General features: G+C 49.4%; 11 protein-coding genes and 1 pseudogene. 2 read left to right on the top strand and 10 right to left on the bottom strand.

Annotated elements, in window-relative coordinates:
* The first annotated feature begins 341 nt into the window (after positions 1-341).
* Positions 342-1,259 carry a hypothetical protein gene (locus tag ACOTYB_RS10775; protein WP_058671352.1) on the top strand — a complete coding sequence of 306 codons (918 nt, stop codon included), beginning with the start codon at positions 342-344 and terminating at the stop codon, positions 1,257-1,259.
* Between the two features lie 282 nt (positions 1,260-1,541).
* On the top strand, positions 1,542-1,721 hold the full coding sequence (locus ACOTYB_RS10770; protein WP_157903522.1) for a hypothetical protein: 180 nt from the start codon (positions 1,542-1,544) through the stop codon (positions 1,719-1,721).
* Between the two features lie 41 nt (positions 1,722-1,762).
* On the opposite strand, the gene ACOTYB_RS10765 is transcribed toward ACOTYB_RS10770, so the two are convergent.
* The 10 genes and pseudogenes from ACOTYB_RS10765 to ACOTYB_RS10720 all read right to left on the bottom strand — a co-directional run bounded on the left by ACOTYB_RS10765 (position 1,763) and on the right by ACOTYB_RS10720 (position 15,565).
* Complete coding sequence (locus tag ACOTYB_RS10765) at positions 1,763-4,480, bottom strand: AAA family ATPase (RefSeq protein WP_421765806.1); 2,718 nt, start codon at positions 4,478-4,480, stop codon at positions 1,763-1,765.
* Positions 4,481-4,496: 16 nt separating this feature from the next.
* Complete coding sequence (locus ACOTYB_RS10760) at positions 4,497-5,042, bottom strand: hypothetical protein (protein ID WP_040017492.1); 546 nt, start codon at positions 5,040-5,042, stop codon at positions 4,497-4,499.
* Complete coding sequence (locus ACOTYB_RS10755) at positions 5,035-7,422, bottom strand: ABC-three component system protein (protein ID WP_421765805.1); 2,388 nt, start codon at positions 7,420-7,422, stop codon at positions 5,035-5,037. The genes ACOTYB_RS10760 and ACOTYB_RS10755 overlap by 8 nt, the downstream gene beginning before the upstream one ends.
* A gap of 577 nt (positions 7,423-7,999) precedes the next feature.
* On the bottom strand, positions 8,000-9,277 hold the full coding sequence (locus ACOTYB_RS10750) for a DUF2254 domain-containing protein (RefSeq protein WP_000625667.1): 1,278 nt from the start codon (positions 9,275-9,277) through the stop codon (positions 8,000-8,002).
* 63 nt (positions 9,278-9,340) lie between these two features.
* Positions 9,341-11,338, bottom strand: coding sequence for a BCCT family transporter (locus tag ACOTYB_RS10745; protein ID WP_005032116.1), 1,998 nt, complete (start codon positions 11,336-11,338; stop codon positions 9,341-9,343).
* Positions 11,339-12,237: 899 nt separating this feature from the next.
* A pseudogene (locus ACOTYB_RS10740) lies at positions 12,238-12,414 on the bottom strand (hypothetical protein); the annotation flags it as partial.
* Positions 12,415-12,559: 145 nt separating this feature from the next.
* A complete protein-coding gene (locus ACOTYB_RS10735) occupies positions 12,560-12,985 on the bottom strand; it encodes a hypothetical protein (RefSeq protein WP_007697902.1) in 426 nt (141 codons plus the stop codon).
* 847 nt (positions 12,986-13,832) lie between these two features.
* On the bottom strand, positions 13,833-14,318 hold the full coding sequence (locus tag ACOTYB_RS10730; protein ID WP_409248866.1) for a GNAT family N-acetyltransferase: 486 nt from the start codon (positions 14,316-14,318) through the stop codon (positions 13,833-13,835).
* The gene (locus ACOTYB_RS10725; protein WP_045336276.1) at positions 14,306-14,572 is read right to left on the bottom strand and encodes a DUF1778 domain-containing protein; all 267 of its coding nucleotides are present in this window, start codon (positions 14,570-14,572) and stop codon (positions 14,306-14,308) included. The genes ACOTYB_RS10730 and ACOTYB_RS10725 overlap by 13 nt, the downstream gene beginning before the upstream one ends.
* A 63-nt stretch (positions 14,573-14,635) precedes the next feature.
* Complete coding sequence (locus tag ACOTYB_RS10720) at positions 14,636-15,565, bottom strand: LysR family transcriptional regulator (protein ID WP_126524894.1); 930 nt, start codon at positions 15,563-15,565, stop codon at positions 14,636-14,638.
* Positions 15,566-15,584 lie beyond the last annotated feature (19 nt).

Genomic DNA, 15,584 nt, shown 5'->3' with positions numbered 1-15,584 from the left:
GGATAACGCTTACCGCTCATGGGTACCTCTCTTTAAGTCATCTTAAATGACTCTGAGGTGTCTGTTAAACCTGTGGCGATTCATCTAATAAAGCAGCCTCGGCTCCAGTGAGGCCCAGTTTCGACCAATAGCAGCGAAGTGCGAAGGATCACCTGCTGCCCAGAATATGGAAAAAACGTCGACCAAAAGATTGAAGTTTACGCTTCCGCGTCGACTTTGAAAATTATCGCAGAGCTTCAATCTAAGAATTTGATTAGAAAAAGTTGATATGTCACAGAAACGCAGGTAAAAAACTTATCTCGGCTGAGACAATCAAATAATTTTGTAGGAGTAAGGGCAATATGGGGACTCCAGAAAACTACCACCTTAAGGGCTATGTAGACCACTCACTACCAGGTCAAATCGAGACGTTACATAAGGCGACGTTTTCTAGCAAAGAGGAAGTACTTACATCCAGCACGCTCTCACCTGAAGATGTTTTCATTTTAGTCGAAAGACTCCACTGGGCTTCAATTAGTGGCAATATAACTCATCATCTTGAAGAAGGTGCATCTAAAGTAATACTAAAATATCCATTTTCGCAATTCTGGGAAATAATCACTGACTCATTCGCTATCGCCCAGTACTCTAATGAGTACGGAATTGCGTTCCAACATGATTTAAAATCAAAGCTAAAGCTGGAGAGCCTTAACTTTCCCCACTTCATTCGAATTATACTTTCAGCACATTCGAACGGCGAGGAATTTGATAGCATAAGTATTCCCCCTCACAATGCTGATATTGGGCATTTCGAGTGTCGAGCGGATATAATTTCTCATGCAGCTTATATAGAGGGTATGCTTTACAAGATAATAACTGACAGCAAAAAAACCACATATAATCTTGCTGATAAAATGACATATAATAGAAAAATAGATTTTTGCGAAAAGGAGAAACTACTAAGCAATGAGCTTCTTTCAATTGTCAAATTGCTGAAAGATTTGAGAAATCAAGCTGCGCATCAGTTTTCGTTTGAGAAATGCGGCCCAACAGGAAACTATCTTAAAATTAACCCCGTCAGCGATAAGTTATTAGAGGAGATAAAGAGTTTTGTATGCGCCTGCGAAAAGCGGTACTCTTTGAAGGAAGGGAGGATAAATCGCTTTGACAATGTTTTTCGAATGCTTGCAGGAGAGTTAAATGCCAAGGCCAATTTGGCCCAAATGATAACCTTAGAAAAACAATACCCAGCCGAGCTATCGAGTTACTTCTACGGATAACAGAATTTTATAAAACTTCAACTTCTAGAATGAGGGTTCGGTCTTTGTATCTGCTATGCATTAACCTCCTCCTTCTTGACTTTATTAATAAGATTGATGAGCTGAGAACCGAAGTTGCCTATAAGCTCTTCAATGATATCAATGGCGTTCTGATCGACAGAATAAACAGCAAATCGGTTGTTGAGTTAATGTAAATATCTACCCATCAGTATATTGAGGAAATAACAGCAGAAAAAATTTCTGTTGTTAAAATTGGCGTAAGCTCTATGAGAATGCATATCGATGGGAGTATTGGAGCGCTCAATGTACGGATCAGCATCCGATCGGCGTAAAGGTGATGGAGCTGAAATTCCAGCTTCGTTTCCCGTGTACAGTGAAATGGAAGTTCTATTTAAACAACCATTGGGTAGTTCCATTAACCTTAATAAGTTTAGCGTAGATATTACGACTTGGTACGAGTAAACCTGGCCTGCACCTCACAGGCCAGACGTTTGCGCTCAGTGTTAATACTGCTCAATGTCAAAGGAGACGCCCTGGCGAGGGTTACCGTTCATGGTGATAATGCTCAGCAATGCACGATCGCCTGAGAGGGCCGAGAATTTTTGTCTCAGGTGGCGCCTCAGCGGGTCGCTTGCCGTCGTCAGCACTAACCCAAGCCCCTTCTCCTGCATCGTCAGCATCCTGAAAATATCCGTCATAGCCACCCGGTTCATATCATCCAGGTGAGCGACAGGCTCATCAAGAAAGAAGGTGCCGCCCAGGGTCCTTGCTCTGGCAAGATATAGGGACAGTGCAAGATCCTGCCGCTGCCCCTGGCTGAAATAATCCTGCGTAATAAGTTCATCATCCGCTTTTTCACCTGTCAGTGCCCTCCATCTCAGCTTGCCGTCCTTTGCCACTTTCAGTCCGTCGTAAACTTCATTGGCATGCATTCGTGAAAACATCTCCGAAGCAGGTTCGATGAGATTCTTAAGACTGAGGCTGGTCAGACGTTCGATTTCGGATGCTAGCTCATCACGGGCCTGCTCACCTTCCCGCTTTCTGCGTGTGTGTTCATCTATCCTGCGCTCAAGCGTCTCAATGCTGGTGCGAAGCGTTCCCGCGCATGAAATAGTCCTGTGCAGATCCACGGCCGTCTGAGTCAGTGCATATAGCGTCTCCAGATGATTCAGGCGGTTCTGCATGCTTGCATGTGCCTCTTCACACTGGAGCAGATTCGCTTTTGTCAGGTCTGCAGCACTGACTTTTCTCCACTGAGTCTGGATGAACTGAAGGTCAGCAAGGACAGCAACAAGCTGCGCTTCTGCAGCCGTTATTTGTTGCAGGCTATTAGAGACGTCTTCCCCGGTCTGCTTCAGCCCCATTTCGGATACCTGCTGCGCCAGCCGCGCCGTCTTGAGGGCAATGTCAGTATCATCCTTCATCTTCGCCAGCGAAGACTGCACAGACTGGCACCGGTCGTAGACAGATAATTCGACCACTGCGTCTGTATCCGTCTTTAGAAATGCTTCCGCGGCAAGTAGCCTCTCCCTGAACGCTGCATAACGTGCAGACAGGTCCAAGTGAGCGATAAACTGAGATAACTGTTCGGGTGAAGATGAAGTTATTTCGCTCTCCTCAAAAAAGACACTATTGCAATGCGCCCTAAATGCCTCACTGAGCTTGCTCTCCGCTGCGGCAAGGGATGCTGAAAAGGCGTCTGCATCACGCAATAAGCCTTCCTTTTCCCTGAGCATCTCTTCCATGCCCGCATAATCACTGCGCATTTGCTCAAGCTGCACATTCAGCGCCTGTGCTTCAGGAGAAAGCCTGTCGCGGGCCGTACGTAACGCAGTTAATAAACGTTCATTTTTAACCCAGTCATGCGTGCAGAGCGGACAACAGCTCCCCTGTACCTGACTGACAAGCTGCAATCCCAGTGCGTGCAGTTCAGCGGTCTGATCATCCAGAGCCCTGACCGAGTATGTCATCCGCTTAAGTTCATCCGCTGCCTGTTGTTCTTTAACACGTAACGCGACAACCTCATCCCGCGACACGCGCCTGATACGAGACTGCCATTCCTCACGAGCCTGTCCTGAAATATACACACTGCGTGCCACATCCAGGTAGCGACTCAGTTCTTCGTGATAGCCCTGCAACGCGCCTGACGGGATACCCTTTTCAAAGTAGTTTTCAAGCAGCTGCGTATCCGTGAAACGGTGATTTGCGCTGACACCCGCCTGCTGCATTATTTGAGCATAATCCTGCGCCAGGGATCCTTGCGCAGCCATCCATTTCAGCCGCGTGTCTAGTTCCCGAACCTGACCGTCGTCACGTAGTTTTTGCTCCCCGGCATGTTGATGCTTCTGGTTGGCATCCTGCCATGCGGTGCGATGCACAAGGATTCGGGTGCGTAACTGCTGCTCCTCTCCGGATGCATGCTCAAAGGCTTCCCACCGGGCTGAAACATCAAGACAGATGGCTCCATAATTTTCCGTCTCACGTCTGTATTCCGCTATATCCGTTTGCGCACGTTGAAGGAAGGTTTCATGATTTGACTTGTCCAACCCGGAATTCAGACTGACGGCAAGCTGCGAAATCAGCTCAGCCGCATCTGACGCAGGTTCATTTACTTTTTCAGCCTCATTGACGGCGCGGAGCTCTTCCCGGAGACGGTCTAGCCGCTGTGTCAACTGGCTGACACCGGGCAGATACTGGAGATAACTGTTGATGGACTGCTGTAGAGGTATGAGATGTCCGTACCCCAGAATGTTGGCAAAGACCTGTGAACGCTGTTCGGCTTGCGATTCATCGACCAGCAGGGATAAGGCATTAGAATAAAGCCACCGGCTATTGCGAAGCCAGGCCTGCTTTGTCAGAACCGCCTGGGGACGGTTCTTGCCCGCACCAATTTCCTTCGGAGAGAGTAGGCTAAGAAGAGACAGGGTGTTGCATTGAGTGATGACCTGTCCGTCGGACTTCTCCAGTCCCTTCAGCGTGCGCGTTAGCCGATACTGCTGACCGTTGATAATGCAGTCTGCGGCAACAAAGGTTTCTCCATCCCCCCACTTACAGGTCAGCGAACTTTCTGAAACGTCAGGTAATATGCCCGTCAGTAACCACTCCACCGCCTGACAAAGCGTGCTTTTTCCCGTACCATTTGCGGCATAAATAACGGTCAGTCCCGAGTTAAGCGGAATGGTCACCTTTCCGGGTATTCCCCTAAAACGGCTGATCGTCACGTTTAATATCTGAAGATTATACATCGCTGCTCTCCCACTTACTTCCATGGTTCAGGGCGATAGCACGCGGGGAATTTCCCGACTCAAATTCAGCCAGAAGCGCTTGCGTGCTGCCTGTGACCCTAAGGTCTACGGCAGAGATTCCCCGCTGCTCCAGCGGGGCAAGCCCCAGCATTGTGACGCGACCGATGCGTTTCCACTCCCCATTTTCCATCCACACGAAATGCTTTCTGACCAGACGGGTATTCTGCTCAATATCTGTAATCATGCCGTCAGGGACACAGTGAACTGACGGCATCGCATATATTACGCTTGCATCAATGACCCTACCCGTGCCTTCACGAGTCCGGGCCATAGCGTCCGCAATCCTTTCGCTGACGATCAATTCTCTTTCCATCTGGTCAGGTTTCGCGTTTAAAGGCCACAGCAGCATGCATGCATATTCGGATTCCCAGTAAAGACTGCCTTCAGACAAACCCTCAAGGTATTCTGCCGGAAATGTTTTCCTGAAGAATCCGGCAAAGGCTGCTTTTGTTTCAAATTCAGCAATCAAACTATCCATTTTTTACCGTCCATAAATTGCTCAGATAGCACTCAAGCTCAGCCGGATCGTCATTTCGCGTCCGGCTGAGCAGAGGATTAAGGGGGAAAAGCCAGGCTCTGCGCGTTGAACGTGGCGCAGCGAAGGAGTCAGCCTCCGCCGCAGGTTCAGCAATATTGGCGCGAGTTAGATCCTGTCGGATTGAACGACCGTGTGAAGGTAGGTCCTCTTCCACATCAGCAAACACGCTCAGGTCGCAATGCTCCCCCCCATCCTGTATCCATTGGGTCAGTATGGCGTCAACCTGCGTGTCACTCATTTCATCAGGTAACCATCCCATCACGGACTCAGGTGTCCCCACACCGTTCCATAAAAGATGCCCCGTCACGGCATGATTACCGTTCCAGCTGAGGCTGGGGTGCATTGAAAGGTAGCTTAGCGCTCTGATCACTTTACGAATGCCCCGGCGCTGTTGAAGGAATGTGTTCACCTGCGGATAGACATAGGACCTGGGCCCGCTCAGTGCATAATGAACAAAATAGCCGGCATAGGGAGGGGCACATGTCACCAGCACATGCCGAAATGCATTCACCCCCTCCTGTACAAGGAATTGCGGGGGATCAGTGAAGGGATCCAGCAGCACCCGCTGAAGCTCAAGTTGTATACCATCGGCTACCTCGTAAAAACACCCATTGTGCCATTGCCACATGTAAGAGGATGTCGCGGTAAATTCATCACCCGCCGAATTAAACCGAAGACAAAACATCGCAGAGGTCACGCTCTTATCCCGGATTAACAGGGCCGGAATCGGCCCGTTATCGGCGTGCAAAAGATCATCACCTGCACTGGCTGGGTAAATTCCTGAGGCATAACGTATGCCGTCCGTAATCTCCACTTGTGACTGATGGCAGAAAATGACCCCTAGAAAACGCTTCTGCCGTAGGCTCTCAAAACGGCGGATTTGTGCGTTAAAATGCTCCTGTGTCAGCGCACAGGATGATGAGACCAGAAGGACGTTGGGTCGCCGGTGACCGTCATCAGCAATGCTCAGAGAGAGACGGTCATCCAGTACCGTGCCGGAAGAACCGGCCGGAGTGTAATAATCGGTGTTCAGAACGGGCCAGAGATTCACATCATTAAACGCCAGGCGAAGCGCGCGCCCTGCATAACTCAGCGCGGCATCGCAGTCGCAGGTTTCCAGTAAAATAAAGCGGTGAATATCGCCTACACCGGACTTTACCCAGCACCAGCCCGCCTGATACTGAGCCCTTCCCGGGTAAAGGCCCTCGCTGTCAGCAGAAAGCCAGCCGTCGTTTTTCCAGGTGTTTAGCATGGTACCGGGCACGATGCCGCAGCCTGCCTGTAAAATAACGGTGCCCTGACATTCACTGATAAGCGCATCAATGGAGCACTGGTCAGCAGGGTCAAAAGCATTCGCGGGGCAGACCAGCATGACCGGATAGTTTCCGGCCACCTCGGGCATTTTATCTTTTAGGAATTCGCCCAGCATACGCACAGAAAGTCTTTCACCCGCAGGAAAAATAAATGCGTTCAGCCGGCCTGCGGATAACAGGTTTTCATTTCCGTAATGGGTATAAACGTTTTCTGCATGCATGGCGCGTACATCCGCCGCAATAGCGCCCTCTGGATAAACCTCCCGGAAAAAATCCAGAACGCTCTGTTGAGAAAAATACACTTCACGGCGAAAATAGATGCTCATGAGGTTGTCGGACGCACGCACAAGTGGCGAGAGCGATTCACGGGTGTAAAGCTCAATATTCAGTCGCTCAAACTGCGGATACACCATGTCATATAATGCCTGTCCGGTTTTTTCCTTAAGCAGCGGGGATTTTCTGAGCAACGCATATTTGTCCCGGACGGCAACCAGTGCTTTGAGGTAATCCGTTTTTCGTCCGATAAGATCGGCCAGCGCAGTAGAGTTTCGCTGGAAATACTGCTGTGTTTCGCCGTTAACGTTATCAGAAACTACGAGAATATAGCGGAATGGGAGACCGTCAGGAGGAAGCAAATCACTTATCACCAGACTGCGCAGGCAGATTTTTATCCACTCATCGCGAACTTCTGGCATGGTAAACGCTTTCGAACTGTACCGTTTACATTGTACGATGCCCGCAATCACTCGGTCTTTCATCAGTTGAACGTCTATACCGTTATCGGAACCATCGTTTATCCGAAAGGCAGTGTCATACCAGTCCCAGGTCGCCTCAACCTTTTTCTCATCAAATAAATCCCGGACGATTAATTCGAATGCTCTGGGGTCAAGCGTGCCAAAAGGCAACTGTCCGCAGTCATGAGCATAAATATCCCGAGCGTTGTCGTGAGCCCGCGCTCTCTCCCGAACATCGTCTTCATCGCTGTAAATATGAATACAGGCGTCCATTCACCATCCCTTAGACAACGTAGTCAATATTTTTTGTATCATTTTAAGGCACTTTACTCCCAATTGAGTCGGGCACAAAACCTGAAATGCTAAAAATTTCATCGCCATCAGTAACAGGTATTTAACGCACGCCATGTTTTAATGCCTGGCAGGGCTATCCCGAATGGATGAGATCCGGATTCAAAAATACACTTGCTGCAACCTGCTGAATCAGAAGGGGATGTGCTTAAGCGTTAGCTTCAAGAATTTCAGGCGCGTGGCTGGCAGATCCTTGCGAGATTCGCAGTTGCCCAATGTTAAATCTATACGTTGGAGCGCATTCAGGTTAAAACCTGTGAGGGCCCGGGCGGCGCGACTGACCTTTCAGCTTCTCCCTCCAGGCAAATAAGGCTGGCGAGAACGGCTCACGAATCCAGCTCACAAGGGAATAAGTCATCAGAAATCGTTATTGACCTGCTCCCTATCAATTAACATATTTCAATGTTATCAATGTCTGCTTTTGGCACAAAGCAGACGCCCACTCTCACGCGAATGCTTTGCCCTTGACTTGCCAACAACCGTATCGCTTGCTCCGCAACTATGGTTTTTTATTAGAATCTTCGCCACTAAATAAATTATAATAAATTGATTTTATTAGATATCTGTCAGAATCTATATGGTCAGCACGAGTAGCATGCTCTAATGTTTCAAATGCTAGGGTTTGTGCGGCTTCAGCAAAAATTCCAGGCCAACCCTTACTCAGCATCGACAGTCCTTTAAGGACCCTTATCTGAATTTCCCTCATACTGGCACCATCGCGCGCAACAGGTGAGAAAAAGTCTTCAAGTAGATCGTTATTCTGAAGTGGTGCAACATGTACAGAAGGATATTTCACTTCTATTTCATCAGATTTATTCTGCGCGTAAGCGGAAAGTATACGTACACCTCTGCCAATGACATCAATGGCGGTTCCAGGATCGTTCACTGCGGGGGAAAGGGCTCGGCAGGCTATTTCGGCCATGACGCTAAGACAAAATCGGGGGTCCTGAGCAAATGAACGTACATCCGAGACAATAATCGTCTCAAGTAAATCGGTGCTGATTGATGACTCCTGGCCCTGACTCAGGTACAAAACTGGCGTGGACGGATGTATGAAACTGCCCGGCTGCGCCACGAGGTATACATGACGGGGATCATTGGTCAGCAGCTTGCTGAGTTTCACCATATCAACATATTCAACATAGCCAATCTTTTTCGGATAAACTGCAACCGTTCCTTTCGGCTGTTCATTGTTCTCAAGCCATGGATATCCGCCGAGACAGGGATTTCTTGCTCTCGCAATAAATGTTTCGATGGCCGCCTGTTCTACTTTTGCCGTTGTCTCACCAACCCTCCCCAGAGAGGTCAAATGCTGTATCCAGCGAAGCAATGTGATGAGGATTAAGGCAATGACAACCAGTGTTACAATGAATAAAATGACTCTCCCCCTTTCTCCATAAGCTCCCATATTGAGGGCAATAATCCCTACCAGACTGAAGAGAAAAGAACCGATGAAGGTGGCCAGTACATTTTGTGTGGTGACGTCTTCAACAACTAAACGAGTAGCTCTGGGAGTCACATTAGTAGTGGCTGAACCGTAGGCTGTGACCATGATGCTCAGCGAAAATGTGGTCACTGCCAGCATACTCGATGCCAGTATGTTCAGAATGTTATCGACTGCTTCCGCACCAACCTTCACGGAAACCGACTCAGGTATCATTGATTTAAAAAGAATTGATAAAAGGGCCGTTATTATTGCGACAATTGCGAATAACGTTGCCCTGAACCATAGTTTTTTAAATGTCTGCTTCAGCATCCATTTCCAGCGTGAAATCATTCTGCATTCCCTCATATTGCAGCCGGGATAAATAAATGCCGCCTCTGTGGCGGCATGTTGCTGTTAACGAACCAGATGCAGGAAGTGCAGGTGTTTTTCGTACTGGTCCAGTATGTCATTAATCAGCTGTTCCTGATTCCAGCCCATTACATCATAATTTTGGCCGCCCTCTTTGAGATAGACTTCAGCGCGATAATATCGATGTTGTTCACTCTGCTGCTCATCATTATCCAGCGCAGCGAGCGCGAAGGTCGGTGAGTTATACCCGCGAAGCCTCACTTCATATATATAATTCAGCTCGTTGCCCAAATCGACTTCAAGGCGAATACGATCCTCGGCGGCGTCACTGATGTGGCTTATCGTTCCCTGCTTGTTAAGTTCCTCCTGAACCAGCGTCATGGCGGGTTGGATAATGTCGTCCATAAAACGTTTCACAAGAGAGCGCTTCGGCAAATACGCGATATTGCGTAACCTTCTCTGCCAGGGAATTGGGTTACGTGCAGCCGTAGGAGCAATAGTCGCCATGCTAAGGCTTTCACGCTTGGTCAAATCCCGACGCAGGGCTTTTAACAGTCCGTATATGGATATTAATAAGATAACTGAGAAGGGCAATGCACTCGCTATCGTTACGGTTTGCAACGCACTCAGCCCCCCTGCGATCAGCAGGGCAATAGCAACAACGCCCATGAGCAATGCCCAGAAAATTCGCTGCCAGACGGGCGTGTTTGCCACCCCACCTGATGCCAGAGTATCCACAACCATTGCCCCCGAATCAGCAGACGTTACAAAGAAGACGATGACCATCGCCATTGCAATGAATGACAGCACGGAAGAGAACGGGAAATGCTCCAGGAAATTAAACAGGGCAAGCGCAACATCCTGCTGAACGGTATTGGCGAGGTCAGTGGCGCCCTGGTTCATGATGAGATAGATGGCGCTGTTTCCAAACACCGTCATCCACATGAGCGTAAAGCCGGCGGGAACAAACAACACGCCAGTCACGAACTCACGAATTGTCCTGCCGCGGGAAACGCGTGCAATGAACATACCTACAAACGGCGACCATGAAAGCCACCATCCCCAGTATAATAATGTCCAGCCCCCCAGCCAGTTGCTCGACTTGGGTTCATACGCGTAAAGGTTGAACGTTTTACTCACCAGTTCCGACAGATAACCACCCGTATTTTCCACAAATGACTTCAGCAGAAGCACAGTGGGACCCAGGCACAAGACCAGCGCCAGGAGCAACACCGCCAGGCCCAGATTAAGCTCAGACAGGATGCGTATTCCCTTGTCCAGGCCGGACACCACCGAAATCGTCGCTAACCCCGTGATGACCACGATCAAAATGACCTGTACCGTTTCATTGATGGGCACGCCGAAAAGATGGTTCAAACCGGCATTCACCTGCAATACACCGTAACCCAGCGATGTTGCAACGCCAAAGACAGTGCCTATCACGGCGAAGATATCAACCGCGTGGCCTATAGGCCCGTAAATGCGATCGCCGATAATGGGATAGAGCGCAGAACGCAGCGTTAAAGGCAGACCGTGACGGTAACTGAAAAAGGCCAGAATCAGCGCCACGATGGCATAAATTGCCCATGCGTGCAGACCCCAGTGGAAGAACGTCAGGCGCATGGCTTCCTTCGCTGCCGCAACGGTCTCTGGAGTGCCGACAGGTGGCGAAAGATAATGCATCACAGGTTCGGCAACGCCAAAGAACATCAGGCCGATCCCCATCCCTGCCGAAAAAAGCATCGCGAACCAGGAGTGGTAGCTGAAATCAGGCTGCGCATGGTCTGGGCCCAGCTTTATATCACCGTAACGTGAGAGTCCAAGGAACGTGACGCTCAGTAAAATCAGGGCCACAGCAAGTATGTAGAACCAGCTGGCATTCGTGAAGATTTGTTGCTGAAGTAGTTTAAAATTTTTGTCGGCGACATCCGGAAATACGGCGGCAAAGGCGACAAGAAGGAAAATTAGCAAAGCAGATGTAAAGAATACCGCTTTGTTAACCTGGCTTGTAGACTTCTTTGGGGTTGTATCATTTTCACTCATAATCATTTATTCCATTAATTAAATCCGCACTGGATAGAAGGTACTACCTCTCACAGAGTAGCAAAGTTCAACTGGCTATGCGGGATTAATCGGAATGCATGGTGGAATGAGTGCCGATACAAATCATCCTATATTCTAAGGAGTTTTAAGTTACTCAGCCTGCCAATTACTGGGGCATTTAATTTGTATGATCTGTATCAAAGCTGGGATATAAGTTAAGTGAAGTATATTAGGCACGAATTACCAGCGTCTGCTCTTGGCACAAAGCGGACTCCCGCGCTCAAGGCTCTGGCAACTAAGATATAGCTCCTACAAGCTTTGCCCTTCCCTTCCCAACAACCAAATCGCTTGCCTGGAAGCAGTGTTAGGGGATAACACGATGCGCTCTGGAACGCGATGATTCTGAAGCGCGCTACGACCTCACCATCTCCTTCCATGTACCGGAGACCAGTGTCGATCTGCTGATTCCAGTACAGAGTAAAGTGGATACGCTCATCGCCAGTCAGGTCGAAATGACGTCCTGAAAAAAGTGTTAGACGCAACGCAATTTCGCCCTGTCAGGGAGTTAAATTTTTCCAGATGTCATAGCCGATATAAGCTAGCGTTGAGGTAGCAAACAGGGCAAAAATGATGACAACGTAGCGGAATCTACCCTGACTTGCGGCACTTTGCGCCTCCAGATAGCTCTTTTGCTGGCTCACTGCCTCGGTCAACGCCTGCTGGCTGGTTTGCAGAGACTCAATTGCCTGGGTTAGTGGGGTCAAATGCTGCACCAGTGCTGCCGGGACGTCGGAAGACAACGTTTCAAGGCTGCTTAACACTTGCCTCCGATCGCTTTCCTGCCGTTCCGCGAGCATGGTTCGCGTCGTTTGCACTCCTTGGCTCACGCCCTTGAGCTGCTGGTCAAGTTCGCTTACGTAAGCAATACCTGACTCGACTTTATCCAGCCGCATGATTTTGAGGTCACGACCGAACATTGCCGCAGAAACAGCCTTGCAAACCTGACCCACCGTCACTTCAGAAGCCAGTACCGGAGCAGCAAACACGAGCGGAACAAGAAGCAGCAGTTTCTTCATATGGATCCATCCTTTTAGTTATGTTCTTGAATAACGCTTATCGTATATTTCGGCAACCTGAAGCATTTCTTGACGAATATTTAGCATTAGGTTGACAGGACTGACTAATAAAATCCCTGGCGTAATCTCACGCACTCCCTGACGGTTAGCCCTGCTCCTGCTGTACATCCTCAGCGTGGTACGCGAACAAAACATCGGGCATGAGGCCCGTTTTCTCTATGGTTGCCAGCACGGACTGCGTTGAAGCCTCAGCGATAACCTTCATCGCTTCATCACGAATTTCGACATACGCTTGGTCTTCACGGGGCACGAAAGGCTCAAGGAGGTGGGCGATGGCTTTACCGTTAACAGAAAGGCTGAACGTGCCAGCGGCACGATCCACATTCCAGATGTAGATGAGTGGCCATAAACCCAGTTCGTCGCATTCGGCCTCACTGCGGATCCCCGGCAGATACACAGGCATTGACAGCTTTTCATCACTCAGCGTCAGCGCGATAAACTGTTGCGCCGTCAGTCGGGAACCCTGCCCGGGCGCAGCGTCAGGTTTTTTCTTTTTAAAGAATCCGAACATGGTCTTTCCTTGTTTATGATGAATCGGAGGGATAGTCACTGTCTTACAGAGCGGATGAATCAGAGCGTCACGGACCACAGCGCAGACTCGCGGTAACTCTCATTCGGCAAAAGTGATTTTTACACATTTCATGTCACCAGAAACGAGAATTACTTATCGCTTTTCCTGGCAAGATAGCCATGATGATGGCCAACACATTGCTGGCGTGGATGCTGGCACTATCACGAAGAAACGAGGGAGATTCCTTCGATTACATATGCAGCATTATTGGTTGCCGTTTTATTGGGAAGTGGAGTCGTCACTTTTCTTAACGTCCTTCTGCCCTCTTCCGCCAGATCGAACCTCATAAAGTTGTTTAGAAATCAGCAGGTATTCAATGGCAGGCCATGCTGTGGTTCACGCTGCATTTCAAAGGCGTCACCAACATCAGCAAATGCTCCGGACAAAGACGCGCTGTTCATGTGGGCCAGATGCCCAAACGTCCTCTTCCTGCTACTAACCAATCCTGTCATGCATCCATTTGATATGGCCGCTTTGAGCGATAAGCGGGCCTAAATAAAAATGTGATATTAATCACGAAATCAGAAAAGCAGGCTCATGAACAAACAATCGCAATTTTGTATAAATTATGGCCCGATTTTCACACAGTTATGAACTCAAACTGAGTTCATAACTGTGTGATTTTGATTGTTTCATGAATAAAGTTATTTTAATACAGGATATTGCAAAATTTTTTGATTATAGATTTAGTTATGTAGCACCCGTAAACCCAGAATAGTTAAATGAAATACTATGAATCCTATCACTCATCAGATAAGCCCATCGCATCCCACCCTTTCCTTTGCCTCTACTGAGGAAGCCGGAGAAACAGTGTCCGTTCCTGAGTCTGCGAGGCTTTAAAACCATGGTGGATATAAAACGCTTTGGCTTCCTCAGTGAGTGCATGAACCATGATCGCCCGCACCCCAATATTCTCAGCTACCCGATAACAGCGTAAAACCGCATCGTGGAGTAAATCGGCTCCCAACCCGTTTCCGCATAACGAGACATCAACAGCCAGACGGGCAAGTATAATCACGGGAATGGGATCCGGCATGTTACGCCGCAGATTACCTGTCGCTTGCGTATGGTTAACGCTGCCGGTACCCAGTGAGTAAAATCCCGCGACCTGCTTCGTGCCCGTTTTACAAATGACAAACGTTCGGGCTGCGCCGAGCGCCTGGTTTTTCAGACCTCTTTGTTTTAGCCATTCGTCAAGCACGGCCTCTCCGCTGACGAACTCCCCCAGTTGATGGACGCTGGATAAGGGCTCTGGTGCTGTTACACGCCCCACTGCGGTTTCCTTGCCAGCAGTTTTTCTATGGCAGGATCGTCCGCGACCGGGGCATCGAGCATGTCAATGAACTCTGCGTACTGTTCATCGTTAAAATTGAATACACGTCGATCGAGGATAACATTCTCGGCTGCCTGACAGGCCATCTCCAGAATGAAGTCTGTACGTGATTTATGGAGGATCTCTGCGGCGGCATCGATAAGCGCCCGCTGGGATTCTTTGGCTCTGAGATTGAGTTGAACATCTGATTTCATGGGTATACCTCTTGCATAGCAATTGCTTTACAAGCATAGCATAAGCGGCGTGTATAGCAATCGCTATACAGAGCCCTTAATCATGTCTGACCTCTCCACACCACATATCGCAAGAATTTGCTCTCTCAACCAGCGGTGACCAGGATCGCGTTCCATTCTTGGGTGCCACATCTGTGAAACCGTAATACGACGGCTTTTGAACGGCAGCTCGAACAGATGTACCTGGTCCGTTACCTGCTGATTGAGTAAATAGAGCGCGGGTATCATGGTGATAAGATCCGATTCCAGCGCCACGGACAGTGCCGTCGGAAATCCCGGTACGACGCTGGCGATTTTACGTTTTGTCCCCAGTTCGGCCAGCGCATCGTCAACGGAACCGTGCAACGCGCCCTCGGGTGACGCTACCACATGGCCCCAGGCGACATAATCCTTCACGCCTATTTCTGCCTGCTTAGCCAGCGGGTGTCCCTTACGCACGACGCCCACAAACCGATCCTCAAACAGTCGTTGCAGCCGTATTTCAGGCCCCATATTGCTCTGGACGCCAATCTCCAGATCAACCAGCCCTTCCCGAAGATAGCGCGACGTTTTTTCCGGCTTAGGCGCAAAGCGTATACAGACGTCCGGCGCGGCGTCGGCCACAGCCGCTATAAGCGCAGGCCCAAACGCCACCACAAAACCATCGTTTGCCCTGATGGTAAAAAGACGCGCCAGACTTCGCGCGCTGAACGTTTCAGTTGAGGGCTGCAATACCGCCCTCGCCTCGTGCACTGCACGTCTGGCGCGATCCCGGGTCGCTTCGGCCCACGGGGTTAGTACCATGTTACGTCCGGCGCGCACCAGGATCGGGTCGCCTGTAACGTCGCGTAACCTGCTTAATGTCCGGCTCATGGCCGAGGTGCTGAGGTTCAGACGACGTGCTGCACCTGCGACACTCGCTTCGCTCAGCAATATGTCGAGTGCAATCAGTAAATTAAAATCAGGATCGGTCATAGCGCTCATTCCTGTTCAT

This window comes from Enterobacter cloacae complex sp. IR5450 (genome assembly GCF_049238665.1).
Lineage (GTDB): Bacteria > Pseudomonadota > Gammaproteobacteria > Enterobacterales > Enterobacteriaceae > Enterobacter > Enterobacter hormaechei_C.
This window is presented reverse-complemented; position numbering and strand designations above follow the sequence as displayed.